This is a genomic window from Pontiella sulfatireligans (assembly GCF_900890705.1).
GTDB lineage: Bacteria > Verrucomicrobiota > Kiritimatiellia > Kiritimatiellales > Pontiellaceae > Pontiella > Pontiella sulfatireligans.
This window is the reverse complement of sequence record NZ_CAAHFH010000002.1, coordinates 377,101-402,792: the sequence shown is the minus strand read 5'-3', so window position 1 is coordinate 402,792 and position 25,692 is coordinate 377,101. Positions and strand designations below refer to the sequence as shown.

At 56.6% G+C, this 25,692-nt stretch carries 20 protein-coding genes; 9 read left to right on the top strand and 11 right to left on the bottom strand.

Annotated features, from left to right (window positions below; genetic code table 11):
• Window positions 1–27 precede the first annotated feature (27 nt).
• Both SCARR_RS14645 and SCARR_RS14640 read left to right on the top strand, forming a co-directional pair.
• Complete coding sequence (locus SCARR_RS14645; RefSeq protein ID WP_136062423.1) at window positions 28–285, top strand: type II toxin-antitoxin system Phd/YefM family antitoxin; 258 nt, start codon at window positions 28–30, stop codon at window positions 283–285.
• Complete coding sequence (locus SCARR_RS14640; protein ID WP_136062422.1) at window positions 275–550, top strand: type II toxin-antitoxin system RelE/ParE family toxin; 276 nt, start codon at window positions 275–277, stop codon at window positions 548–550. The genes SCARR_RS14645 and SCARR_RS14640 overlap by 11 nt, the downstream gene beginning before the upstream one ends.
• Window positions 551–819: 269 nt before the next feature.
• On the opposite strand, the gene SCARR_RS14635 is transcribed toward SCARR_RS14640, so the two are convergent.
• Window positions 820–1,098, bottom strand: a complete 279-nt coding sequence (locus tag SCARR_RS14635) for a hypothetical protein (protein WP_136062421.1) — start codon at window positions 1,096–1,098, stop codon at window positions 820–822.
• Window positions 1,095–3,236 (bottom strand): DNA topoisomerase 3, encoded by a 2,142-nt coding sequence (locus tag SCARR_RS14630; RefSeq protein WP_136062420.1) that lies wholly within the window; start codon window positions 3,234–3,236, stop codon window positions 1,095–1,097. Before SCARR_RS14630 ends, SCARR_RS14635 begins: the two co-directional genes overlap by 4 nt.
• A 90-nt stretch (window positions 3,237–3,326) precedes the next feature.
• On the opposite strand from SCARR_RS14630, the gene SCARR_RS14625 reads away from it, so the two are divergent.
• Window positions 3,327–4,139 (top strand): hypothetical protein, encoded by an 813-nt coding sequence (locus tag SCARR_RS14625; protein ID WP_136062419.1) that lies wholly within the window; start codon window positions 3,327–3,329, stop codon window positions 4,137–4,139.
• Window positions 4,140–4,157: 18 nt separating this feature from the next.
• Here the strand turns inward: SCARR_RS14625 and SCARR_RS14620 are convergent, their stop codons facing one another.
• Together SCARR_RS14620 and SCARR_RS14615 are read right to left on the bottom strand one after the other, a co-directional pair.
• Window positions 4,158–4,484: a Dabb family protein gene (locus SCARR_RS14620; RefSeq protein WP_222846330.1), complete on the bottom strand. Its 327-nt coding sequence runs from the start codon at window positions 4,482–4,484 to the stop codon at window positions 4,158–4,160.
• A gap of 76 nt (window positions 4,485–4,560) precedes the next feature.
• Window positions 4,561–5,439, bottom strand: a complete 879-nt coding sequence (locus SCARR_RS14615) for a diacylglycerol/lipid kinase family protein (RefSeq protein WP_136062418.1) — start codon at window positions 5,437–5,439, stop codon at window positions 4,561–4,563.
• 392 nt (window positions 5,440–5,831) lie between these two features.
• Between SCARR_RS14615 and thiC the strand changes: the two genes are divergently transcribed.
• The 5 genes from thiC to SCARR_RS14590 all read left to right on the top strand — a co-directional run bounded on the left by thiC (window position 5,832) and on the right by SCARR_RS14590 (window position 10,662).
• Complete coding sequence (gene thiC / locus SCARR_RS14610; RefSeq protein WP_136062417.1) at window positions 5,832–7,442, top strand: phosphomethylpyrimidine synthase ThiC; 1,611 nt, start codon at window positions 5,832–5,834, stop codon at window positions 7,440–7,442.
• 25 nt (window positions 7,443–7,467) lie between these two features.
• On the top strand, window positions 7,468–7,785 hold the full coding sequence (cutA, locus tag SCARR_RS14605; protein ID WP_136062416.1) for a divalent-cation tolerance protein CutA: 318 nt from the start codon (window positions 7,468–7,470) through the stop codon (window positions 7,783–7,785).
• Window positions 7,786–7,796: 11 nt separating this feature from the next.
• Window positions 7,797–8,540, top strand: coding sequence for a tRNA pseudouridine(38-40) synthase TruA (gene truA / locus SCARR_RS14600; protein ID WP_136062415.1), 744 nt, complete (start codon window positions 7,797–7,799; stop codon window positions 8,538–8,540).
• Between the two features lie 66 nt (window positions 8,541–8,606).
• Window positions 8,607–9,290, top strand: a complete 684-nt coding sequence (locus SCARR_RS14595) for an O-methyltransferase (protein WP_136062414.1) — start codon at window positions 8,607–8,609, stop codon at window positions 9,288–9,290.
• A 61-nt stretch (window positions 9,291–9,351) separates the two neighbouring features.
• A complete protein-coding gene (locus tag SCARR_RS14590; protein WP_136062413.1) occupies window positions 9,352–10,662 on the top strand; it encodes an APC family permease in 1,311 nt (436 codons plus the stop codon).
• 148 nt (window positions 10,663–10,810) lie between these two features.
• On the opposite strand, the gene SCARR_RS14585 is transcribed toward SCARR_RS14590, so the two are convergent.
• The 6 genes from SCARR_RS14585 to SCARR_RS14560 form a co-directional block, all read right to left on the bottom strand.
• The gene (locus SCARR_RS14585; protein ID WP_136062412.1) at window positions 10,811–12,760 is read right to left on the bottom strand and encodes a sulfatase; all 1,950 of its coding nucleotides are present in this window, start codon (window positions 12,758–12,760) and stop codon (window positions 10,811–10,813) included.
• Window positions 12,761–12,951: 191 nt separating this feature from the next.
• Window positions 12,952–13,962 carry a transposase gene (locus SCARR_RS14580; RefSeq protein WP_136062411.1) on the bottom strand — a complete coding sequence of 337 codons (1,011 nt, stop codon included), beginning with the start codon at window positions 13,960–13,962 and terminating at the stop codon, window positions 12,952–12,954.
• Between the two features lie 298 nt (window positions 13,963–14,260).
• Window positions 14,261–16,345, bottom strand: coding sequence for a hypothetical protein (locus SCARR_RS14575; protein ID WP_136062410.1), 2,085 nt, complete (start codon window positions 16,343–16,345; stop codon window positions 14,261–14,263).
• Between the two features lie 121 nt (window positions 16,346–16,466).
• Complete coding sequence (locus SCARR_RS14570; RefSeq protein ID WP_168433324.1) at window positions 16,467–18,329, bottom strand: tetratricopeptide repeat protein; 1,863 nt, start codon at window positions 18,327–18,329, stop codon at window positions 16,467–16,469.
• Between the two features lie 170 nt (window positions 18,330–18,499).
• Complete coding sequence (locus tag SCARR_RS29100; RefSeq protein WP_136062408.1) at window positions 18,500–18,847, bottom strand: type II secretion system protein; 348 nt, start codon at window positions 18,845–18,847, stop codon at window positions 18,500–18,502.
• Between the two features lie 950 nt (window positions 18,848–19,797).
• Window positions 19,798–21,831: an elongation factor G gene (locus SCARR_RS14560; protein ID WP_136062407.1), complete on the bottom strand. Its 2,034-nt coding sequence runs from the start codon at window positions 21,829–21,831 to the stop codon at window positions 19,798–19,800.
• Window positions 21,832–22,258: 427 nt separating this feature from the next.
• On the opposite strand from SCARR_RS14560, the gene SCARR_RS14555 reads away from it, so the two are divergent.
• The gene (locus SCARR_RS14555) at window positions 22,259–23,515 is read left to right on the top strand and encodes a peptidase U32 family protein (protein WP_222846329.1); all 1,257 of its coding nucleotides are present in this window, start codon (window positions 22,259–22,261) and stop codon (window positions 23,513–23,515) included.
• A 642-nt stretch (window positions 23,516–24,157) separates the two neighbouring features.
• Here the strand turns inward: SCARR_RS14555 and cls are convergent.
• Window positions 24,158–25,651: a cardiolipin synthase gene (gene cls, locus SCARR_RS14550; protein WP_168433323.1), complete on the bottom strand. Its 1,494-nt coding sequence runs from the start codon at window positions 25,649–25,651 to the stop codon at window positions 24,158–24,160.
• Window positions 25,652–25,692 lie beyond the last annotated feature (41 nt).

Genomic DNA, 25,692 nt, shown 5'->3' with positions numbered 1-25,692 from the left:
TGGTCGTGTTCTTAAGGAGGCTTAATTATGACCGTCATTACAGCAAACGATTTAAAGAAGCAGGGTGTTTCCGCGCTGGACCCCATTTTAAAAGAAGAGCAGGAAGCGGTCATCACGGTGCGTGGCGAGCGTAAATATGTGGTGATGGACATGGCGGCCTACAACCATTTGCGGGAATGCGAGCTGGAGGCTGCTTTGATGGAGTCCCGTCGCGACCTGGAAGCCGGCAAGTTTGTTTCAGAGAGTGTAGCCGACCACATCCGCCGGATTGCCGATGACCTATAAGATTTTCTTTACTGAAAGCTACAACAAACGGGCCCGCAAGTTCCTGAAACGGCACCCGGATGTTCGCAAGCAATATGAAAAGACGTTGTCGTTGCTTGAGCTCAACCCGCATCATCCTTCGCTTCGGCTGCATCCGCTCAAGGGAAAGCTCTCAGAACTTCACTCGGTTTCAATCAACATCAGCTACCGCTTGACCATCACGTTTCTCATAGCGGAAAAGTCCATTGTCCCCATCGATGTCGGAACCCACGACGAGGTGTATTGAGCCGTAGGATGGAATTCCAATTCCGTCCACCTGCCAGAATGGTCGATGTGTATTTGGAGCATTGTTCTTCATTGATGTTGCCCCAAGAAGCATTTTCATAAAATGCAAATGCCGTATTGCATCCAAACTGGTTTTGGCAGCGGCCTCGGAAGATCATTGATCATGGTAAATCCAGAGTGACGATCGTCACTCTGGATTTACCGTCCGCGGGGAAACTTTTATCGATAAGATGTGGAGCGGGGTGGCGGTTTCCAAGGATTGGAAGCCGGTTAAAGCTCCATTGCCACTCCGATGACGAGTTCGAGGAAGAGGAGAAGGTGCAGCAGCAGAAAGGCCTTGGCGGATGCCGGGACCTTGCCATGTTGCCTTCCAATCTCCCATGCGACGGTCCAGTCGGCCCATATGGACAGACCCCAAGTGATGGCTGATATGACGGTCTTCCCTTTTTTACGGATGTATCTGCGCAACCCGAAAACCCACAGCCCGATCAGGATCGGCAGATAGAGCATCGAGGTAACGATGATGAGGACGCAGCAGGCCTGGCTCATTCGGCTTTATTAGGGGGAGCTTTGGCTTTTGGTTTCTTGGCCGGGCGCCCTTCGTCCTTGGCGCTTTTCTGACGGTCGGCGGAGGGGAGGTCGACGTCCATCAGGTCGCCTTGCGTGTTGAGCAGCAGCAGGCGAAGCTGGTCTTCGACGTGGACGGGGTAGGGCAGCACGCGCAGCTGCAGCAGCACTTGCACTTGGTTGGCCGTGAGTTTGAGGCCTTTGTATTCGGATTCGAGCACAAACTTGCAGCCTTCTTTCCAGCCGGAACAGCCGTAGGCGGTTTTCCCTTTGATGACTTCTTTGCCGCATACGGGGCAGTCGCCGAAGCGATCCGTGTCGAGCTTGGTGGAGGTGCTGCTTTTGATCAGCCCGCGGGTGTAGGCATGTATGCCGTCCATGAAGTCGGAGGCCTGCGCCTCGGAGCGTTCGATCTGCTTGAGTTTTTCCTCCCACTCGCCGGTCATTTCGGGCGATTTGAGCAACGGGTCGCGGATGAGTGCAATCAGGCAACGCCCCATGTCGGAGGCGCGGATCTGTTTTTTCTGGCGGTAGATGTAGTTGCGGCGCAGCAGCGTTTCGATGATGGCCGCGCGGGTGGCGGGCGTGCCGATGCCGCGCTCCTTCAATGCTTCGCGCAGCGCATCGTCGTCGACCCATTTGCCGGCGGCTTCCATGGCGCCGAGCAGTGAGTTTTCGGTGAAGAATTGCGGGGGCTTGGTTTTGCCTTCGCGGGTGGAGGGTTCGTGGTCGCCGCTTTCACCTTTCTTGAATTCGGGCAGGGTTTGCTCTTCCTCTTCTTCGCCGGAGTCGGGATCCTTTTTCTTTTTCTTCTTTTTAGGGAAGAGCACCGACCAGCCCGGCTCGACGATGACCGTGCCCTTGGCTTGGAACTTTACCTCGACGCTTTCGCCGTCGACGGTGGTGATCTTTTTCAGGCAAATCGGGTAGAACGCGGCAATGAACTGGGTGACGATAGCATTGTAGACCATCTGTTCGTTCCCGCCGAGCGAGCCGGGGATGATGCCGGTGGGGATGATGGCGTGGTGGTCGGTAACCTTTTTGTCATCGACGATGCGCTTGGTGAAGGGCAGCTTGGCGAGGTCGAGCGGTTTGATCTGCTCCGTGCGCATCGGCTTGAGCTTTTGAAAGATGCCGGGGATGCGCGGCTTCATGTCGGCGCTGAGGTAGCGCGAGTCGGTGCGCGGGTAGGTTACGAGCTTGGACTCGTAGAGGTTTTGCGTAGCGGCCAATGTATCGGCCGCCGAGAGGCCGTTGCTTTTATTGATCTCGCGCTGGAGCGTGGTGAGGTCGAACAGCTGGGGAGGCTGTTCTTTCTTCTGTTTGCCGGCCACGCCGGTGACGGTGAAGGGCTGGCCGGTGATTTTGTCGAGCAGCTCCTGCGCCTTTTCCGGTTGGTCGAAGCGGTCGCCGGTATATTTGAAAACGGTGTCGCGGTATTTGGTGGCCAGCTCCCAAAAGGCTTTGGCGCGGAACTTAAAGATTTCGTCGTCGCGCTGGACGATCATGGCCAGCACGGGCGTCTGGACGCGGCCGATGCTCCAGAGCACGCGGTCGTCGCCGGCGGCGAGCCGGCCGTGGCGCACGGTGAAGCAGCGCGTGGCGTTGAGGCCGACAATCCAGTCGGACTCGGAGCGGCATTTGGCGGCGGCGTAGAGCGGGTCGTAGTCGTGGCCGTCCTTCAAATCCTTGAAGGCCTCCTTGATGGCGTCGGGTGTAAGCGAGCTGAGCCAGAGGCGTTTGAGCGGCTTGTCTTCGCATTCGCTTAGCGCAAGGATGTAGCGGAAGATCAGTTCGCCTTCGCGCCCGGCGTCCGTGGCGCAGACGATTTCGTCGGCTTCTTGGCAGAGGCGTTTGATGGTTTCGAATTGTTCGGAAACGCCTTGGTTGTCGATGAGCTTGAGCTTGAATTCGTCGGGAATGAAGGGGAGGGAGTCGAGCCGCCACTTGCGCAGTTCGGGGTTGTATTCGCCGGGTTCGAGCAGGGTGACCAGATGGCCGAACGCCCACGTGATGGCGCACCCGCGCCCTTCGATGCTTCCCTTCTTCTTTTCGGTGATCTTCAGCACGGCGGCGATATCGCGCGCGACGGAGGGCTTTTCTGTAATGACGACTTTCATAGGGCCTATTGCGTACTGCGTATTTGATTTGAAACGGACATCTTGTACATTGGATGGAATCTGTTCAACCAATATCGGAGCCGGATGGTTATGAAGAAGATATTTTTATTTATGTTGTTGTGCGTCGCTTCGGCCTGCGCGGCCGGCGAAGTTGCAGTGCTGACCGAGACGCCGGTGGCGGAGTTTGCCCTGCCGGACGGAAAGGTTTTAAAGAACGCCTTTGTTTGGCGCCGCAATTCCGAGGGGCTCATGATTGTGCATGACGACGGGCAGGAGTTTTTGAATTTTAAGCTGCTTCCGGCGGATTGGCGGTCGGCCTACGGTCTGGATCCATCCGAGGCGCCTGCCAACGGGAAGGTGGAAAGACGCCACGACCAATATTTGATCTATCCGATTCTTATGAAGCTGAAGGGGCTTTCTCCGGAAAGTTATTCCTTCTACACATCCAAGCGCTATAAGGGCGATGCCGATAACCTGCTGCTTTCGGGCTGCGCCTTGCAAAGCCTGCTGGATGAAAACTTTTCAAAGGCGCTTCGCCTGAACGAGATTGTTGCGGAGCGCTTCCCCGATGACGGCCGGCTTGAGTTGAAGGACTTGTTTTCTGTCTGCGAAAGGTGCAAGGGGGAGGGCATTCGCACGTTTGCATGTAAAGCCTGTTCGGGATCCGGAAAATGCGAAAAATGCGGAGGAAAAGGAACACGAGCGGCTGCGTTGAACGACGAACTTGTGCACTGCACGTTTTGCCGAGGCAGCGGAAAATGCCCAAAATGCGGTGGATCAGGCGAACAGATCGTTCAGTGCCACGAGTGCAAAGGACGGGGCAAGATTTTGGAACAGGACAAGGTCAACGCCCAGTTGGCGATCTTGGTGGAAGAACTAAACGCCTTCCAAAAAGCGCAGTAAAACCCGGACGTCCGCCGGTCAGTCCGCGATCGGGACATAGTCGATTTCCTGAAACTCGACGACTTCCTTCAACCAGACTTCCTGCACGAAGCGCACATGGTCGGGGTGGGTATTATAACCGTCGTAGGCCGCTTGATCCGCAAACTCCATGGAGAGGCCGAAATCAAAATTATTCTTAGGGCTGGTCTCTTTCAGGGTTTGGAAGTTTTCAACGCCCGGGATTCCGGACAGTTCGGCGGCTTGGGCCAGAAAGCCGGCTTCCGCTTGCGATCCTTTGTCGTGCTTCAGCTTGAAGAATACAGAATGGACAATCATAGGTTTCTCTGTCGTGGTTGAATTTCGCATGGTTGTGCATCCTGTTAGAAGGCAGGCCAATCCGGCAAGGGCAGTGGATTTCGCATTCATTCATGGCTCCTGTCTATTAATTGGGGATGATGACGTTTAGGGCGCTGGGGAGCACTTCGATGCGCACTTCGGCGTCGGCCTTCATCAGCTCGCCGTCGATCTGGATGGGCGAGGGGTTTTTGCGACGCACCGTCATATTCTTGAAGTGGCGGTTGGTGACGAGCGGATGGAGGTGGAAGGTTTTTTCGATGAAGCGGTGGACCTGGCTGAGCACGATCGGCATGTCTTTGGTTTCGATGGCAACCAGTTCGAGGTCGCCGCTGTCGGCCTGGGCGTCGGGGGCAACGAGCACGTCGGAGCCGAATTGCGAGAGATTGGCTACGGTGAAAATGAGCGGGTGCTTGAAGTTGAGCGTTTCGCCGTCGATATCGACTTCAAAGGGCTGGGGTTTGTATTCGAACAGCTGTTGCGCGCCGGCGAGGACGTAGGGGACGATGCCTCGGAAGGGAAATTTTTCAAAGGCTTCGACGAGCGCGCCGTCCCACGCCATGCTGCACGTAACGAAGAAGAGGCGTCCGTTGGCCCGGCCGACGTCGATCGGCGCGGTGTAGCCGTTGAGCAGGGCTTCGGCGGCGGCGGCGGGGTGGAGCGGAATGCCGAAGTGGCGGGCAAAGCCGTTGCCGCTGCCGGCGGGGATGACGCCGAGGCGGACATTGGTGCCGACGAGCTCACAGCCGATGGTGTTGACCATGCCGTCGCCGCCGACGACGAGAATGGTATCGACGCCGCGCTTAATGGCGCGTCGCGCCTTGCCGGCGCCGTCTTCGGCGGATTGGCTGAACTGGAACGAAATGTCGCGTTCGGGCGTGTCCCACGTCTTTTCAATGGCGGCGACGAAGCGGTAGGGGCCGCCTACGCCGGACTTGGGGTTTATGAGGACGAGGACCTGTTTCATTTTGAGTTTCCAATGATTGAACGGATTTGTAGCATACGGTGCGCAGTTTGGGAATAGCGTTGAGGTTGGTTTTTCATGGTCGGTAAGCCTTTTTGTTGCACAAACGGGTTTGCAACTGGACGCCGTTGGAGTAGGTTGCTTTTTTGTTCGCTGGGGGAGCCACCCCGCTGGCGCGGGGAATTTCTAAGATCGAAACCCTAAATCCGAAAGAAAACGTCTTCTGTTAGGATTTAGAGATTTGAATTTAGGATTTCCTGCCAAGGCAGGTTGGCTGAGAGTCCAACCCTTGGAACCTGTGCGGGTTGTGCCGCGAAGGGAAGCGATTTGATCGTCCTCCTGTGTTCCCCGCCTAGTGAACTGTTAAGCAATAACGATTAACGGATGACAACATTATGAGCGGTTACGGCAAATATTTTCCACGGTCTGAAAAAATCTATGTAGAGGGATCGCGCCCGGACATTCGTGTGCCGTTCCGCGAGATCAGGCTGCACGGCGACAACGACAATCTGCGCCTCTACGACGTGAGCGGTCCCTACACCGATCCATCCTACGAACCCGATTTGAAGCAGGGGCTTCCCGCCATCCGCAGCGAATGGATCGCCGAGCGCGGCGATACCGAGGTGCATCTTTCCAACGTGGCTATTCTCTCGAACGCCGACAAGGCTTTCCAAGGGTTAGAGCGGCAACCGCTGCGCGCCAAAGCCGGCAAGACCGTCACCCAGATGGCGTACGCCCGGCAGGGCACCGTTACGCCGGAAATGGAATACATCGCCATCCGCGAGCATGTTGCTCCCGAATTTGTGCGTGCCGAAGTCGCCGCTGGGCGTGCCGTTATTCCGCTCAATATCAACCACCCCGAAGCCGAGCCGATGATTATTGGCAGGAAGTTCCGCACCAAGGTCAACGCCAACATCGGCAATTCGGCGCTGGGCTCTTCCATTGAGGAGGAAGTCGACAAGATGCAGTGGTCGACGTTGTGGGGCGCGGACACCGTGATGGATCTTTCGACCGGCGCGGACATTCACGACACGCGCGAATGGATCGTGCGCAATTCCCCGACACCGATCGGCACCGTGCCGCTTTACCAGGCGCTCAAGAAGATCGACGATGATGCCGACGGCCTGAGCTGGGAGCTCTACCGCGACACGCTCATTGAGCAGGCGGAGCAGGGCATCGACTATTTCACCATCCACGCCGGCGTGTTGCGCAACATTATCCCTCATGCAAAAAAACGGCAGCTCGGGATCGTCAGCCGCGGCGGTTCTGTGTTGGCCAAGTGGATGATGGACAACGACTCCGAAAACTTTCTCTACACCCACTTTCGCGAAATCTGCGAAATCATGGCTCGCTATGACATCACCTTTTCGCTCGGCGACGGCCTCCGGCCGGGCTGCATTGAAGATGCCAACGACGAAGCGCAGCTGGCCGAGCTCAAGACGCTGGGCGAGCTGACCAAGATTGCGTGGGAATACGATGTGCAGGTGATGATTGAAGGGCCCGGCCATGTGCCGCTCGACAAGATCAAGGAAAACATGGACCTGCAGCTGCAGGACTGCTTCGAAGCGCCGTTCTACACGCTCGGCCCGCTGGTCACCGACTGCGCGCCGGGCTATGACCACGTCAATTCCGCTATCGGCGGCGCGGTGATTGGCTGGTACGGCACATCGATGCTTTGCTACGTGACGCCGAAGGAGCATCTCGGTCTGCCGAACCGCGCCGATGTGAAGGAGGGCGTGATTGTTCATAAAATCGCCGCCCACGCCGCGGATCTGGCCAAAGGGGTTCCGGGCTCCATGGACCGCGATATCGCCATGACCAAAGCGCGTCGCGAATTCCGCTGGGAAGACCAGTACAACCTTTCGTTCGATCCGCACCGCGCCCGCGAATACCGCCGCGAATCGCTCCCGCCCGAGGAGCGCGACCAAGTGGACCAGCACTATTGCTCCATGTGTGGTGAGCGCTACTGCTCCATGCGCATCAGCGAAGAGATTCGGAAGTCGTGATGAGTGAAACGTGAGGCGTGATTAAATGAGGGACGCGTTCTGGGTCTATGTAACGGCGGAAAACGAGGCGGAGGCCAAGTTGATTGCCAAGACCGTTGTCGAAGAGCGTTTGGCCGCTTGCGCCAATCTGCTCGGCGGCATTCAGTCGATCTACTGGTGGGAGGGCAAGGTGTGCGAGGGCGAAGAGGTTGCACTTGTGCTGAAAACCTCCAATGCCCGGAAGACGGAACTCATCGATCGCATCAAACAGCTCCACTCCTACGACTGCCCCTGCATTGTCTGCCTGCCCATTGCTGATGGGAACCCCGGCTTTTTAAGTTGGATTGCTGCTGAAACCAGCTGAGTATCCATTCCATGTCCACGCGCTATAAAATCAAGGTGTCCTACGACGGCACGAATTATTCCGGCTGGCAGGTGCAGCCGAAGCAACGAACCGTGCAGGGCGAGATCGAGCGCCTGCTTTCGGAAATGACCGGCGAGAAGCATGTTCGCGTCGAGTCGTCGGGCCGGACCGACACTGGGGTGCACGCCCGGGCGCAAGTGGCGCATTTTGATCTGAAAAAACCGGTTGATCCCAAATATTTCCAGCGGGGCCTCAACGCGCAGATTGACCGCGACATCCGCATAATGACGATGGAGCAGGCGGCGCCCGATTTCCACGCGCGCTTCAGCGCCGTGGGCAAGGAATACCGGTATTTCATCTACAACGGACTGATTGTTCCGCCAACCAAACGCCTCTACCGCTTGCAGGAAGGCCGTCCGCTGGATGTCGATCGCATGCGCATCGCCGCCGACCTGCTGGTGGGCGAGCACGACTTTGCGCCATTCGCCGCCAACCGCAAGGTGCCCATCAAAAGCACGGTGCGCACAATCCATTCGTTCTATGTCCGCAAGCACGGCGCGGATGTTGCGCTGGAAGTGCAGGGCAACGGCTTTCTCTACAAGATGGTGCGCGGCTTGGCCGGCTTCATGGTTCACGTCGGCATGGGGCGCCTCGAGCCTGAAGCCGCCCTTGAAATCCTCAACCACGGCACCCGCACCGCCAAAGTTCAGACCGCCCAGCCCCACGGGCTGTTCCTCTGGAAGGTTTTTTATTAAGGCTCGCCTGAAATAAATCCCGCGCTACACTCGTTCTTGTGAAAACAAGCTGAAAGGAGTGTGGCTATGAAAAAATTCCTGTTGCTGTTCCTCGCATCATCCGTGGTCGCTGCCCAAGCGCAGCGCCGCCAGCCCCGCGGGCCGGCCATTGACAAATCGGCCTTGCAGGCCAAAACCATTCCGTACACCGAGGTGGAAAAGCGTATCATGAAGGTGCTCGACGACCTCGATGCAAACCACCGGCGCGGCAATATGAATGTGCCGGTCGAGGACGGCCGATTGCTTCGGCTGCTGGCGGAATCAATGAACGCCCGGCATATTGTGGAGATTGGAACCTCGAACGGCTATTCAGGATTGTGGTTCCTGATGGCGCTGCAAAAAACGGGCGGGCATTTGACCACCTACGAGATTGACCGTGCCCGCGCTGACCTAGCGATCGCCAACTTCAAGCGCGCCGGCGTCGAGAAGGATGTGACGCTCGTGTTTGGCGATGCCCACGCGAATGTACTGAAGCTGTCCGACCAACCGATCGATGTTCTTTTCCTCGATGCCGACAAGGAAGGCTACATCGACTATCTCGACAAGTTGATGCCCAAAATCCGTCCAGGCGGATTGATCATTGCGCACAATATGAACACGCGCCAGGCGCATCCGCCGTTCGTCGAAGCCATCGCTAAAAACCCGAAACTCGAAACCCTGTTTCTGCACATGGACAACGTCGGCGTGGCCGTGACGATGAAGAAGCGCTAAATACTGTGGGGCAGGCTTCCAGCCTGCCCGAGCAGGCAGGGATGCCTGCTCCCCGCAAACGATGAAATCGCCGGTCAAAGCACTGTCGCTGTTTGATTCCACCTGCATCATTGTGGGGATTATCATAGGCGCAGGGATTTATGAAACCACGCCGATGGTGGCGGTCTGCATGGGCGGGTGGGGCGGCACGATGGCGGCGTGGCTGGCGGGCGGGCTGCTGGCGCTGTGCGGGGCGCTCTGCTATGCGGAGCTGGCTACCACCTATCCAAGCCAAGGCGGCGACTATGTCTATCTTTCCCGCGCGTACGGCCCGTGGGCGGGCTTCCTTTTTGGCTGGAGTCAGCTGGCTGTCATCCGCCCCGGCGACATTGCCTTGATGGCGTTTGTTTTTGCGCGCTACGCTTCGACGCTCTATGCGCCGGTTCCAAACATGGGAACCTTCTACGCCGTCGGAGCGGTGGCGGTGCTGACGGTGATCAATATTCTTGGCGTGCGCGAAAGCAAGTGGACGCAAAATGCGCTGACGGTGGTGAAGGCGGCCGGGCTGCTGTTCATTGTTGCGGTTGGGCTGGCTGCGCCGGGCGCAGCACACGTTCCAGCCTCTGGAAGCATTACGGGCGGCGGGTTGAAACTGGCAATGATTCTGGTGCTGTTCACCTATGGCGGATGGAACGAGATGGCCTATGTGGCGGCGGAGATCCGCAACCCGCAAAAGAATATTGTCCGGGCGCTAGTGTTCGGCACGGTTGCCGTTGCCACCTTGTATCTGCTCGCCAACGGCGCGTTCCTGCATGCCTTGGGCTATGCGGGCATGGCCGGATCTGAGGCGGTTGCGGTTGATGTGGTTGCAACGCGGATGCCGGGAGTTGCGGCTCGACTCATTGCCGTAATTATTTGCATTTCCGCGCTCGGTGCGGTGAACGGGCTGATTTTTACCGGCGCGCGGATTTCGTATGCGCTCGGCACCGGCCATAAGGTTTTTCAAGGATTGGGAAAGTGGCATCCAAAGCTTGGAACTCCGATGGCGGCGCTGGCGCTGCAGGGCCTGCTCAGCATGGTCATCGTATTGGTGGCGGGCTCATTCGTCGATACCATCCTCTACAGCGCGCCGGCGGTCTGGCTGTTTTTTCTCGCCACCGGCCTGTCGCTTTTCCGGCTGCGGAAAAAAGAGGCAAGCATTCCGAGGCCGTTCAAGGCGCCGCTCTATCCCGTTGTTCCCATTCTCTTTTGCGCGGCCTGCGTGTTCATGCTCTTCAGCTCCGCGAGCTATGCGTTTGCAGAAAAGCCGGTTGGCCTGCTGGCGCTGCTGTCCGTCATGGCGGCCTCGGCTCTTTTCTGGCGGAAGGCGGACGGCACGCATTTCGGCTCATAGCGCTAATTGCTAACTTAGCAGGGTTAGCTCTGCATGGAGCAGGCGGTACGCCTGCGGTACGCCCCCGTGCGAATCGTCGCAGGCGTCTCGCCTGACCGCGTGCCGGATGCGACGAAGCGCATCCCGCCAGTTTTAGAGGGACAAAATGCTAGTGCTGGGGCGGATAGAATTCGGAGCGCTTTTTTTCTGAGAGTACGGAGTAGTAGTACATCTGCCGTTGCTGGTAGGCGGTCAGTTCTTGTTTGAGCTGCTCCAGTTTTTCGGGATAGAGCTCCGAGAGGTCGGCGGCTTCCATGGGATCCAACTCCACGTTGAGCAGGCGTTCGCCGTCGCGCTCGCATGAGATGTATTTCCAAGGATAATCGACGATGCCGTGCATTTTGACGATGGCGTGGGAGAGCAGATAGATGAAGCCTTCGCGCGGCTGCCCGCATACCTGCCGGCCCTGGAAGTTGGGGTGGTTGGGCTGGCCGAGGATTTCGAGAATGGTCGGGTTGATGTCGATGAGCGAGATGGCATCGCGGCGGACTCCTTTGCTGCTGGCGCCGGGGAGCTTGAAGAGGGTGCTGGTGCGGATCTGGTCGTCATATAAGGTCGTGCTGTGAGTGGGATAGCCATGTGCGTAGAAGGCTTCGCCATGGTCCGACGCGATCACAATCAGGCTGTCTTCGTAGAGCCCCTTCTGCTTGAGGTGGTCGATGAAGGCGCCGACTTGCTGATCCACATAATGCAGCGCATTGTCGTATTTGTTGACCACGTTTTCGACATAGCGCTGGTCATAGTTGAAGTATTTAAATTCAAAATCATCGGTGGAGCAGGGCTGGTAGGGGCGCGGGGCGTCTTCGTCCAAGTCGTAGGGGAAGTGGGTGCGCTGGAAATTCAGATACATGAAGATGGGCCGACCGGCGCTGCGCTGCTCAAGGAAGTCGACCGCGTGCGTGCGAACCTGTGCGTCGTCCACTTTGGATTCGATTCCAATATTGCCGCCGAGCTCGTCTTGGGAGTGGTAGAAGTGCTGCAGTTCGGTGTTGGCGAGGATAAATTTTTTCATGCCCTGCCAGTCTTCATTCTGCGCCGAAAAGAAGGCGGTTTGGTAGCCGGCGTGCGAGAGGACGTCGAAGAGGAGCGTTTTGGGATAGTCCACCTTGTCGAACTGGTCGAGGTGGTTGCGACGCAGCGGATACTGCGACGAGTGGGTGCTGGTTTGCGAATAGTTGGAATGGTTGGCCGCGGCGTAGGTCCGCGGAAAGACCAGGCTTTCGGCCGCCAAAGCGTCGAGGTTGGGGGTAACGCCTTGGCGGCGATAGCCCGTGAAGCCAAGGTGATCCCACGAGACGGCTTCGAGCATGATGAAGAACACGTTGGTTTTGGGCTTCATCGGGTGAGTCTGGAAATAGTCATCGAGCGAGAGGCTGGGCTTGAGCGCCAGATCGGCCATGGCATATCCCGCCGGCCAAGTGGCGGGAATCAGATCGTCGATGATCGACAGCGTCAGGTAGGTGGTGGGGAGCAGGTCTCTCCGGACGCTCTTGAACGCATGGTTGGGCGCGCCGTATACGAGCGCAAAGCTGCCTGCACCAGAAGCGATGAATACGGCGCAGAGGATGGCAAAAAGCTTTGGGGAGGGGACGTGTTTTTTATCGTGGTAGCGGGCGGTGTAGAATCCTGCCGCCGCGATTGCCACCGCTCCGATCAGAGACAGCTCCATGCCGTTGCTTCTTCCAATGTCTGGAAGAATCTGAAGCGTGTCGAGAAGTACGGCCTGAAGGGTGTCCCAGGCAATGAAGGAATTCACCTCGAAATACATCTGCAGCGAGGCTGTATAGATTCCGAGAAACACGATGATGCCCAGTGCGCTAAGAACAAAGCGGGCCGCTTTTTTTCCAGCCTTTGGAAGGATGGAGAAAAGGTGGTTGAGTCCATAGTGCGACAGCGAGATGGCCAGCACGAGCGGCAGCTGCATCGCCAGAGCCATCGGATAGAGCCACAGCACCCCGGGGGCGATCGGCTGCAACGCCAGCGCCAGCCCGAGCGAAACCGCATTGCACAGCGAGAAGATGCCCAGCCATAAATAGAATGTTTTAATGTATTTATGCATAAACCGACATGTGTTTTCTTCCCGTCCTTGAAAGCGGCCAGAACCTATGCGAATGAGTCGCCAGCGGCAATGGAAAACCTCGGCCTTTAACGTAGTGCTGCTCGCTCCTTCCCGGTTGTAGGGGCAACTTCGTTCTCGGCGGTAGCATCGGATCGGAATGAACGCACAGGAGGGGTCAGCCTGCTGAGGGGTCAGAACGCTTTTTTCATCATTTTCCGCATCTTGATGATAGTTGGATCATCGGCATGCTGCACATCGTTGACATTGCGGGATAGATTTGAAGCCCGGCCCATGACAAGTTTCGAGCAAATCCAGTCGTTCATAACGCTGGTGTTTTTCCGGATAAGCCAAGCCATGACTTTCTTTCGAGGGTCATTCTTTCTGAGTGCGGGCAAATCATCCTCCGTAAGGCCTAAAGCCTCAAGGCCGAAAGAAAACAAGCGCTGGGCCTCAAGTTCATCATGTCCGGCAGCTGCTTCCCCCAGATAGGACCGCCGGTCAAAACGGCTGATGCGTTCGTCTGCAAATGCATTCATTTCCTCGCGGAATTCCTGGTCGCCCAAGCACCAGCCGCGCCGGATCTTCTTCCATTGTTCATCGCACTCCATCGGGTTGTCGCTGTATAGGACTTCAAGCGTTCGCTTCTTCATCATTTCGGAAAATTTCCCCAACCCGGATTGGGAGTCCAGCAGTTGATAGCACCCGAGCACCTTCTCCACGCATAGCCAGTCCGGTCGCTTCGCCGCATCAAAATACAGCAGGAAGCTGCTCCAGCGGTATTCGGTCAAGGCGTGCTTGCTGAAATCGAGCAGCTTGGCCCGCACGGGGTTTAGGTGGATGTAGGTCGCAACGGTCGGGAAGTAGTCTCCCTGGTTCGACTGAAGCACGAGCGCCTTGTAGCGCCCTTGAAACAAGTGCCCCCACTCCTTGTGCCGGCTGTTGAAGCGTTGCGTGTATGTTCCCTGAAGCCATTTCATGCCCACCACGAGATTCGGTGCGGGGGTCTCCAGCAGAAGGTGGTAGTGGTTGTCCATCAGCACATACGCATGGATCAGCCATCCCTGGCGCCCGCAAGCCTCTGAGAGGGTATCCAGAAACAGTTCCCGGTCCCGGTCATCCCGGAAAATATTGTTTTGGCGGTCCCCCCGGCTCATCACATGATAAACCGCCCCCGCATATTCTATTCTCGGTTTCCTTGCCATGCCGGGAATTTACGTCTGGACGCTGGATGGCGCAAGGCAAAAAATGATGAAAAAAGCGTTCTGACCCCTTTTCCTGAGAGGGTATCCAGAAACAGTTCCCGGTCCCGGTCATCCCGGAAAATATTGTTTTGGCGGTCCCCCCGGCTCATCACATGATAAACCGCCCCCGCATATTCTATTCTCGGTTTCCTTGCCATGCCGGGAATTTACGTCTGGACGCTGGATGGCGCAAGGCAAAAAATGATGAAAAAAGCGTTCTGACCCCTTTTCTGACCCCTTTTCCACTTGGATTTTGGCATCATTGATAAAACCAATAGGCGTAGGAGATGTGGTCGCCGGCAATTTCGACGTCAAGTTCGGTGCCTGTCACAAACGCGGCGGGAATATCTAAAACCACTTCCTGAAACTCTGCATTGGGGATCGATACCGTCGGCCACGCCGCAGCAACGTCGTCTATATATATTCCGAGGGTGAGGGGATTGTTCATTTCAAGATGCTCGATGGAGGAGGTTTGCCGTCCGACGAAACATTTTCCAGCGGCGGACCGTGAGGAGCGCAACACCATGCGGACAGGCTTTCCGGGAATGGTATTGTGAATGGTGAATGACTCGCTGCCCATGATGATGCGGCCCACCTCGGAATACGGTTTGTCGTCCAGCTTAGCGTACTTGGTGCACAGATTGATGATGGTGTTTTTAAGGCGCGAATATTCTGTGTAGCTATGTGCGCGCTCATGCGGACAGTAGCCGATATCGAGGGAGTCGATCAGCTGCAGGCCTTTGAGCTGTTCACCGATGAGTACCGGAGTTTCGCCGCCATCGAGGGCCTCCCACTTGGCTGGATAGACGGCAAGCGCCCGGGGATTGCTCAAGGCGGTATCCGTATCGATGAGTATGGCGTTCCCCATTAAAGGCTGCGCCCATTTTCTGGCAATCTCGCGTTTGCTGTAGCCTAGCCAATATTCAAAACGAAGTTCGGGGCGGTGTTTAAGACGGTCGATGATGCGGGCGGGGTCGTTGCTGAAGTCGGCGTCGAAAAAGTCAGGCGAAAGAATGCCAAGGAGGTTGTAGAGCTTGTGCTCAGGGATATAGTAGAGGATGCCGCTTCCTCCAACCATCGAGCCAAGGCGTGCCTCGGGAGGCAGCAGCTTGTCGATTTTTTTTGCAAAGTTTTTCTGTTGGTTCAGCGAAGTCGTCGTACTGAATTTGTGAGAAAAGACAAAGGTCAGCGAAATCAATTGGTATCCGATGATCAAGGTGCAGCAGACGGGGAGGAAGAAGCGTGAGTTTTGCCGAAGGTTGAGCTGGAATGCGCCGATGAGGATGTACCAGGTCCAAACGGGGAAAACCCAAGCCAGATAACGGTCGTACGAAATGCCCTGCCATGAGCTCGCGGCCACAGTGGCCAAAGAGCCGGCAATGCAGAGCAGGATCCAGAATTCGCACAGCCGTATTTTTTTGTCTTTGCGGGGATATAGCAGGATGCCCGCAATGCCAAGAAAGCCGGCGACTAGCGGAACATGGTAGAATTGACGCCCCCCGCTGTTCGGCAGTCCGAAGAGAAAGCCTTTGAGGAGCGACATTAAATCGAACAGGGTTTGCTCTATGGCGCCAAAGAACGGGTATTGCTTGAAGTAGCCTTTGTTCGCCACCGACATGAACATGGTGTGTCCGGTCAGCAGGTGGTTGATCAAAAGGGTGGAGGCAAAAGCGGCCAAACCGGCGAATGCGCAGACCAGAAACCATTTCGACTGCGATTTAGATCCTGGAGCGGTCTCGAATTTTCCGCCGAAGGCCAAGCCCGCCGTCCCCGTTGCTAGATAGGCCATCGAAAATATGGCGCCTTCCGGACGAGTGACGGCGCACAGAATGATCATGGCGAGCATCAGCCATTTTTTGTCGTAGAGCGTGGCCGTAATGGCGGCCAGCGCGAGCAGGGCGAAAAAGCCGACATCGGTTTGGCTGAACACGGCGGCCACGGTATGGCCGCTGACCAGCGCTGTGAAGAGCACGAGCGTTGCAATTTTCGGATAAAGCTTTTTGGCTGCAAGCCAGCATAGGAGTCCAATGGCAAGATAGATCAGGCTGTTGAGCGCAAAGCTGGCGGTGAACAGAGCGTCATCGGCGGCACCGAGTTTATAGAAGGCCGCCAGAATAAAAGGGTAGAGGTGCGTCGTGCTGCCGGTCGAGGGGGCGTCGCCGGCCGAAAAGACATAGGGCTGTCCCAGCGCAATGTTGCGCGCATACTGCAGATAGATCGTCTGGTCGGGCTCGGGGCTGGCCGGAATCCCGTCCCCGGCGGCGCAGAAAAGAATGTAGAAGGCGGAGGCAATCAGCAAAGCCAAGCAGCAGGCCAAGGTCAGGACGTTTTTTTGTGACAACATATGCAATTACTATAGTTTTGATTGAATACAAGGCAATCCAAATCGAGTGGAGTGTAAAAGAACCAGCAATCTTCCTGATTGCGAATGGATTGCTGGATGACTGGAACGACTTCTTCGGAAATTATTTTAGCACTTGTGCCGCAAGTTCGGGGTCGATCCGCCGGGCCTCTTCAAGGTAGGAGGCCTCGTCGGTTTCCCGGTAGCGGAGCATGGCATGGATGCACTGCATTCTTTGGGTTTGAGCGAATTTCGGAGACAGGCTGTTCCATGTTTGCTGGGCAAGGTTCAATTCGCTTTCCTGAACAGCCAGCATAAGCAGGTTGACCGATGCGGAATGGAAATTAGGGCTTAATGCCAGAGCCTGGCGATAGGCGGTCAAAGCCTTTTCTGTTTCGCCCGCGTTTTCAAAGGCGATGCCCATGTTGTTGTGGAGCGCGGGATCGCTGGCATTCAGCGCAAGGGCTTTAAAGTAGGCTTGCAGCGCCGCTTGGCTATTATTGAGCGCCAATAGGATGTTGCCGTGCTGCAGGTGGTAGCCGGGATTCTCTTGGGTTGTTTTCAGGGTTGTTTCAATGTCGGCCAGCGCTTTTTCGTATTGGCCGAGAGCGTAGTAGGCCTTGGCGCGGAAAGCGTGATCGCCCTCGATGGGGTCGGGGGGGATGCTAAACCAATTGATGCAAGACAGGATCAAAAGCACAAGGCTGCAGGAAGCCAGTGCCCATGGAATTTTACGGGATTTGAGGGATGACCACAGGTGGATGGCGCCTCCTCCGCCGAGAATGGCCATGCCCGGCCATAGGGGAATGCGAAAGCGGCTGTTCACGAAAAAGAGAACGATAGTGCCGGAAAACAGCATGAAGAAGCTGCAGATCCAGAGCAGCAGTTCCGGCTTCTCTTTTTTAAAGAGAGCCGCTAGTCCCCATGGCGCCAAGGCCACCAGCAGCCACCAATGCACCGGAAGCCATCGGAGCAGCGGTGTTTCATGGGTTGCGGTGAATGACAAGCTGCGGTTGTTGGGCACCTCGTGGCTCCATACCATAAGCCACGTTTTTTTGAGCATCAGGTGGAGCCAGCGCAAGGGATCCTGTTTGATTTGGTCGACCGTTTTGGTTTTCCAATAGTTGGAGACCGCTTCTTGGGAAATTGCGCCCTCGGTTCCCATGGCTTCCTGATATCCTTGTTCGGCCATTACTTGGATGGGGTCGCGATAGGCGCCGTCGTAAACCACATAGCTGCTTTGGCGGGGAATCATGCCGTCGGCGCTTTGCGAGTTCCCGAGATAAAAGTTAATGCCACCGGCCTGAGTCATAAGGGAAAAGGTGCCACTGTGCCTTGCGTTCAATGCGCCAAAGAGGATTTGAACGGCGAGCAGGCCGGCCAGAGCCAGTAAAGGGGTGGAAGCCTGTGCAATTTGTTTTGGACAGCGGATCAAACGTAATGCAGACAGCGCGGGGATGGCAAGTATCAGGGGGAGGGCGTTGGGACGGGCCTGCGCCGCCAGCCCGAGGATTACGCCGGTGATGAGCCAGAGCAGGCCTGATTGGCGTGGTGACGCGCTTTTCGACGCTTGGTAAAAGGAGGTCCATACGCCGAGTAAAAGGCAGGAAAACAAAGTGGCAATGAGCAGTTCGCCCTCAAAATAAAGCGGGGGGGCGCTGAGGCAAAAGAACAGGCCGGCCACGAGGCCCGCTTTTGTGTCGGCAAAGAACCGCATGGCCAGCCAAGCCACCAGCACGGCCATGCCGACACCCATGATGTGTTGTGCCATGATGGAGAGCAACATGCCGCTTTCGAGATGAAGCGAATAGAACAGCGAAAGGAAATAGGGGTAGAGCAGCGGCCGGAACCCACCGATCAGGTCGCCTCCCGCGCCGGCGAGCTGGCGGGCGCAGAGGTCGTAATACTTTTGATCGAGAAACGGGCGGGCAAAAAAAGGGGAGGATAGATGCTGCAGGAAGTAGGCGAACCGGACGAACAGCGCCATCACGGCGATCCGGGCAAGCATCGTTTTTTGAGAACCATTTAGCACGTTTTGATAATGCGGGTTGAAGAATGCGATTCAAGTTCAAATGGAGGCACAAAAAAACCCCGGCAAAAGCCGGGGTGTCATAATTTGAGTTCAACTCGGTTTGAGTGAGTGCTCAAATTGGCATATTAGAAATCGATATTCGGATATGCATTGGTTGCGTTGAAGTCCGTACCAACGGTCGCTTCGCCAAAGGTAGGGGTTTCGTTACCAACTTTCATTGCGGCCATGCCACCCTTAAGATATTCCTCATAATCGGTTTGTGCAACCGTGCCATCATCAACCAGGCCTTTATCCATGGCGTATTGGTCAACCGCGGCGTTAACGAGACGGACGTTGTTGATTGCCGATTTAGCCATGGAGTTGGCACGGGCCTTCTGGAAGGAAGGGATGCCGATGGCTGCGAGCAGACCGATGATGGCCACTACGATCATGATTTCTACGAGTGTGAATCCTTTTTTGTTCATTTTTTTCATTTTATTTTCTCCAGTTGGATTAATATTTGCTTTTAGTTTTTTGTCTGCTTGAGCTCACCTCAACTTAATTGTTCAGACGGAATGATATATAGCAGTTGCCGTGCCAATATAAATTTTGTGTTAAATGAGCGGGTGCTGTTGAGGTGGGTGCGATGTGTTTTTTTTGGTGAAAACCCCCATAAATACAGTCATTTAGTGCTGATTTTTTGATTTGTAAAATATTTTCAGGGGCGAGGGGTCAGTTTTTGAAGAATGCTCAGATTCGCAAAAAACGAGAAGGATTTTCCTCCCAAAACTTAGAATTATCAGTTTTAGAAGAAGAATTTGGCCGGCAAGAAGCCGTTGCATAACCCTGTTTTTGCGGGATTGTTTTACACAAGGGCGCAAAGGTCGCAAAGCGGGGATGGAAAAATAACGAAGATGCTTTTTGCTTATATTCCCTGGTGCGGCGCGGTTTCGCCGCAGATGAATGTCCGCATAGGTGCGAAGACGCAAATGGAACAGACGTCAAAATATTCGTTTTTTAGCGGTTACTATGGATCCGGCGGATAAATGCAGGGATTATTGCCGCGAAAAGGCACGCGCGAAGCGAGACGAAGTCAACAAGCACAAAGACCTGAGCCGCTGCGTTTTCGTGCCTTTTGTGCCTCTGTGTGGCCATGCTTGCGAAGCTTTGGGTGTTTAATGCTCCGCTGCTTGCAGCGAATGTAGATGGAGCTTCTAGCTCCATTGCGCACTACACGCATCACTGCTGGCTCCAGAGTCCGTTGGAAGCGGTCAAGACGGAAAAGCGTTGGCGGCTCGCCTGCCCCGCATGCAGGGCCGGAGGCATAGAAACCCATGCAAAACAACCCTTAAGGAATTGGCAGTCCGGTTGTGAACCCAATAAAAAGCGGACAGGCCTCCCGACCTGCCCGCACGTGTTCCAAGGAGAGGAACGTGTTGAATCCTTAGTTGTCTTTCAATGCTTTTGCTTCCTCAATGACTTTTGATGCGAGGTGGGCTGGCACCTGTTCGTAGCGGCTGAAGTCCATCTCGAAGGAGCCGCGGCCGCTGGTCAGTGAGCGCAACTCGGAGCAAAACTTAAACATTTCCGCCTGCGGCACATCGGCCGTAATGGCTTGGAGCCCGTCTTCCGGCCCCATGCCGAGAATGCGTCCGCGCTTGGTGTTGAGCAGGCCGGAGATGTCGCCCATGAACTGGTCGGGCACGATCACCTTGACGTTCATGATCGGCTCCAGCAGTACGGGAGCGGATTCTTCGATGGCCAAATGCAACGCCCGGGAGCTGGCAATCTTAAACGCGACTTCGGACGAATCGACGTCGTGGTAGGAGCCGTCGTAGAGCTCGACCTGAACGTTGATGACTTTTGCGCCGACCAAGGGGCCTTTATCCAGACCTTCGGTAAAGCCCTTTTCGCAGGCGGGAACAAAGTTGCCCGGAATCGCGCCGCCGACGAGTTTGTTGATGAACCAGTTTTCTTCGGCCGGATCCTTCGGGCGGATGCGGATGTAGCATTCGCCGTATTGGCCGCGGCCGCCGGACTGCTTCCTGTGTTTGTAGTGCCCTTCGCCGTTGCCGGTGATGGTTTCCTTATAGGCCACTTTTGGCGTGTGGTGGGTCATTTCCACGTTGCTGCGGTTCCTGATGTGCTCGAGGGTCACGTCGAGGTGCATGTCGCCCATGCCCCAGAGGACGAGCTCGTGCGTTTCAAAATCGTGGATGAGCTTGGTGGAGGGGTCCTCGTCGGTGGCGCGGTGGAGGGCCTGGCCAATCTTGTCTGCATCCGCTTTGTTCTTGGGTTCGACGGCGTAGGCCATGACGGGCGCGGGGAAGACGATGGGCTCAAACTGGATTTCGCTGCCGAGGGCGCAGAGCGAATCGTTGAGGTAGGTGTGCTTGAGCTTGGTCAGCGCAATAATGTCGCCGGCCTTGGCTTCGGCGGCCTCGGTGGTTTTCTTGCCGTCCACATAAAGGATGGTGCTGACTTTTTCCTTCTGGTTCTTGGTCGGGTTATAGATTTCCATGCCGGGCTTGAGCACGCCGCTGTAGATGCGGACAAAGGTAAGCTGGCCGATGAAGGCGTCGTTGTAGCAGCGCCACACTTGGCCGGAGAAGGGCTGTTTCTCCTCGGCGGAGATTGCGTTGCCTTTGGCGCAATTCACAGGATAGTCGTGCGGGGAGGGGAACAGGCGGCTGATGGAATCCATCGTTTCCTTTATGCCCATGTCGGTTTTGACCGATGTGGCAAAGACGGGAATCAGGTGGGCGTCGTGCACGGATTTGCGCAGGCCTTCTGAAAATTCGTCGGCGGTGAGTTCTTCGCCGTTGAAATATTTTTCCATCAAGGTGTCGTCGGTTTCAGCGGCGAGCTCAATCAAATGGTCTTTGATGGCCTTGACGCGGTCTTTCAGTTCGTCCGGAACCCGGTCGGTCGGGGTGTTGAGAATGTCAATGGCCTTGCCGGCGGAAGTCGGGAGCACCATGGCCACGCAACGGTCTTCGCCCCAGCGCTCCTTGATTTCCGTTAAGGTGTTGCTAAAGCTGGTGTCGTCTTTGTCGAGGCAGGTGATGGCGATGCCGCGCGGCAGGTTGCGTTTTTCGGAGGCCTTCCAAGCGCGCTGCGTTCCAACCTGTATGCCGGAGGAGGCATCGACGGTGATGAGGGCGGCGTCGGTGATTTCCGCCGCGGCGACCATCTGGCCGATAAAGTCGGCGAAGCCGGGGGTGTCGATCATGACAAGGCGACGGATTTTGCGCGACGCTGCGGTGTAGACGCCGTCAAAGGGCTTGGCCCAAATGGAGATTCCGTGCGCTTTTTCTTCCTCTGTCCAATCAGCCACACTGGTGCCGTTTTCCGGAGAACCCACGCGATCAACCTGCCCTAGCTTAAACAGGATACTGTCGATCAGCGAAGTTTTTCCGCTACCAGTGTGGCCCATTAGAGCGAAGTTGCGGACATTATCAATGGGAACGTTTTTCATATTTCCTCTCCGGTTAAGCGCAAAAGCACGCAGTTACTGGTTGTTTGTTATTGGTCAATAGTCAAGGCACCTCACGCAGCCGTCTTGATGACTATTAACGAATAACTATTAACCGGGGCTCTCGCCCCCATCCCGTTGCCACCCCTGCAGCATAGAAGCGGGAAGCTTTGAAAAATACCTTTCGGCAGTAGGTTTTTCAATCCTTTTCCCGAACTAACCGAGGGTTTTGGCAGAATAATTGGGTGGCAGACACGAAGTGTCAGGCTGGCGCAGAGCGACAGCAGCGAGGCGTCAGCCATTTTTTTTCTCGGTCGCATCGGAAAATATTTTGCCACAAAATTATTCTGCCTTAGATTTAGCCCGCAGAAATCATTTTGCTTTAAATCATTTTGCCAAACCCCCTTCCATTATCCATTGTCTCCAGCCCATGGAAAACCTGACCAATACATTTGAATTGATGGCGCCGGCGGGGTCGTATGCCTCGCTCTCGGCGGCGATCCGCGCCGGGGCGGACTCGGTCTACTTCGGCGTCGACAAGCTCAACATGCGCTCGCGCGCCGCCAGCCCGTTCAGCCTCGGCGATCTGCGGCGCATTGCGCGCATCTGCCGCTGGTGCGGCGTGAAGTCGTATCTGGCGCTCAACGTTATCGTCTACGACGCCGAGCTCGGCATCATGCGCGAGGTCTGCGATGCCGCCAAAGCCACCCACATTGACGCCATTATCGCGTCCGACATTTCCGCCATCGAATATGCCCGCTCCATCGGCCTTGATGTTCATATTTCGGTGCAGGCCAATGTCTCCAATATCGGCGCGGTGAAATTCTACAGTCGCTATGCCGACGTTATAGTGCTCGCCCGCGAGCTGACGCTCGAACAGATTGCCGTCATTTCAAACGCGATCCGCGAGGAAGGCATCCGCGGCCCGAAAGGGGAGCTGGTGCAGATCGAGCTCTTCGCCCACGGCGCGCTCTGCGTCGCGATCTCCGGCAAGTGCAACATGAGCCTCGGTTGCTACAACCAGTCCGCCAACCGCGGCTCCTGCTTCCAAAACTGCCGTCGCGCCTACCGCCTCGTCGATGTTGAAACCGGCGACGAACTCGAAATACAAAACCAGTATGTCATGTCGCCCAAAGACCTCTGTACGCTGCCGCATCTCGACAAACTCGCCGAAGCCGGCGTGTCCGTTTACAAACTCGAAGGGCGCGCCCGTACGGCGCAATATGTCAGCACCGTCACCAAAGCCTACCGTGCCGGCCTCGACGCCGTTGCCGACGGAACCTTCGCCCCCGAAAACTTCCAGCCCTTGGAAGCCGGCCTCGCCAGCGTCTTCAACCGCGGCTTTTGGGACGGCGGCTACTACTGTGGCGAAAAAATGGGAGAGTGGGCGGCCGCCGGCCATTCGCAGGCCACGCACAAGCGCATCGAGCTCGGCGTCGTCTCCAATTTTTTCGCCAAGATCGGCGTCGTTGAATTCACCCTCTGGCAGCAGGAGCTGCTGCCCGGTTGCGAGCTGCTCGTTGAAGGCCCCACCACCGGCGCGGTGCAAACGGTTGTCGAAAACCTGCGCGTCGACGGCCAGCCCGCCGACAAAGCCGTAAAAAACGACAAAGTCACCTTCGCCCTCCCCGAAAAGGCTCGCCGCCAGGACAAGGTGTTCCTGCTTCAGCCGGTGGAACAAACGTAGACGGAGCTTCCAGCTCCGTTCGGGTGGGCTTATTGGTCCAGACTCACCATTGCATAGGACAGAAGTACCTTAGTGTTCATCCTGAACGGAGCTGGCCGCGACACGAAGTGAGAGCGAAGCTCAACCGAGGCTTGAGGAACGAAAGCAACCAAAGGGAATGGCAACCATCGTCTACGAAGCCCCGAAAAATTCCGGTGCCAAGGCAAGGTCGATGGAAGGAGAAACGCTTGGTCAGGGACCGGGCCTACATTTTTCTGGAGGCCGGGTGCCCCCACGGTGTGGAGGGTCGGCGACCTCGCCGACCGGGCGCAGAGGCCTGCGCCCCTCTATGGCGCGCTCGCCACGTGAGCCGAGTTGGACACGGCAACGTGGCCTCACTTGGGCGAGCACGCTTTACCAATTTATACGGAATCTCGACGTGCATCTTGTAGAAGGCGGCCGGGAGGAGCGGTCCTCGTCCGCGGGGGCCGTTTCGCTCCATTTTGGGGCGTCCGCGTTTCGCACGAACGGAACGCCTGCTCAGCTGCAGCGCGGCTGAAGACAAGACGGGGCTGGCAGGCGGAGATTAGGTGCTATTCGCTTCCAATCACGTGCGGTACGTATCGCCGCCGTCTCGGTGCGGCAAATTGAAAGGGCGTGGTTTTAGAGCACCGGCGTCATGAGGGCGCAGAGGTTTTCACCGAGTTTTTGGAGGGAGGGGCGCTGGAGCCATTCGTTGAGATGGATCTCGGTGCTGCAGTCCATGTCTTCGTGGATCATGAGCTTGAGCTTGCCAACGGCGGCCTCGTCTTCGATGAGAGCGGTGGTTTCGTAGTTGAGCTTCAGGCTGCGGACGTCGAGGTTGGCGGTGCCGACGAGTGCGACGGCGTCGTCGGCCACCAAGGCTTTGGCATGGATGAAAGGTGGTTTGCGGTGGTAGATGCGCACGCCGGCCTCGAGCAGCTCTTCGTATAGGGCCTTCGAGGCCATGCCGGCATAGTGGTGGTTGTTTTTTTCGGGAACGACGATGCGCACGTCGATGCCTCGGTGGGCGGCGGAGCGGAGCGCACGAAGCAGGTCGGTGGTGGGGACAAAGTATGGGGTGACGATCAGGACTTGATGCTGGGCCATGATGATGGCGTTGAAGAAGGTTTCGCTGGCGATGTCCGGCGGCTCGGACGGGCCGCTGTCGATGAGTCGCGCCCGCGCTGGGCCAATGGAGAGCACTTGCGGGAAGTGGGCGGTATTGAGCAGCTGGTCGATCGGCTCTTCGGTCATGAAAAACCAGTCGCGCAGGAAGGAGAGTTGGAGTTCGTGAACGAGCGGGCCTTCAACGCGGAAGTGGTAGTCTCGGATGGCATTACGCCCCTTGGCTGTGGTGTTTTCGTCGGCAATGTTGACGCCGCCGAAAAATCCGATATGGCCATCCACCACCAGGTTTTTGCGGTGGTTGCGCAGGTTGATCTGGAATTGGCGCTTAAGCGGGTTGGCTTGGGTCCAACCGCAGATTTCGAGGTTTGGAATGTTGCGGTATTGGCGGAAGAGGCCTCCGAGGAGGGCGTGGGTGGAGCCGAAGCGGTCGTACATCAGGCGCACCTTCACGCCGGCTTCGGCCTTGGTCTTGAGCTCGTCGAGGAATTTGCGGCCGATGTCGTCGCGATGGAAGATGTAGCTTTGCAAATGGATGTGGTTTTTTGCGGCGCGGATGGCTTGGAGCATGAGCGGATAGGCTTCATCGCCGCAGACGAGCGGCGTGATGGTATTGCCGTCGAGCAGGGGATGATCGCGGATCAGGGGGTCGATGGAGCGGTTGAGCTTCTGGGAATAGCTGTCGTCGATTTTGTCGAGCGCGGTCCGGTAGTCGAAATGCCACGCCACAAAGGTGCTGCTGTCTTCGTGCCGCTTTTCGCGCTGGCTCATGATGGTTTGGTTGGCGGCCTTTTTTTCGAGTCCTTTGGCTGGAATGCGGTCGATGCCGAAGGAGAGGTAGAGCATCGGGCCGATCAGCGGGAACGACCAGGCCACGAAGATCCACAGGATGGTTGCGCTGGCGTTGCGCCGCCGCTTCAGCGCATGCAGCAGGACCCCGGTGAAGGCCAGCATATGCAGTGCGGTGCTGAAGACAACCCAGGATGTGAGGTTGAACGTGCTTTCCATGAAACCCATGCTAGACGTTGGCGATGCCCGTGAACAAGTAA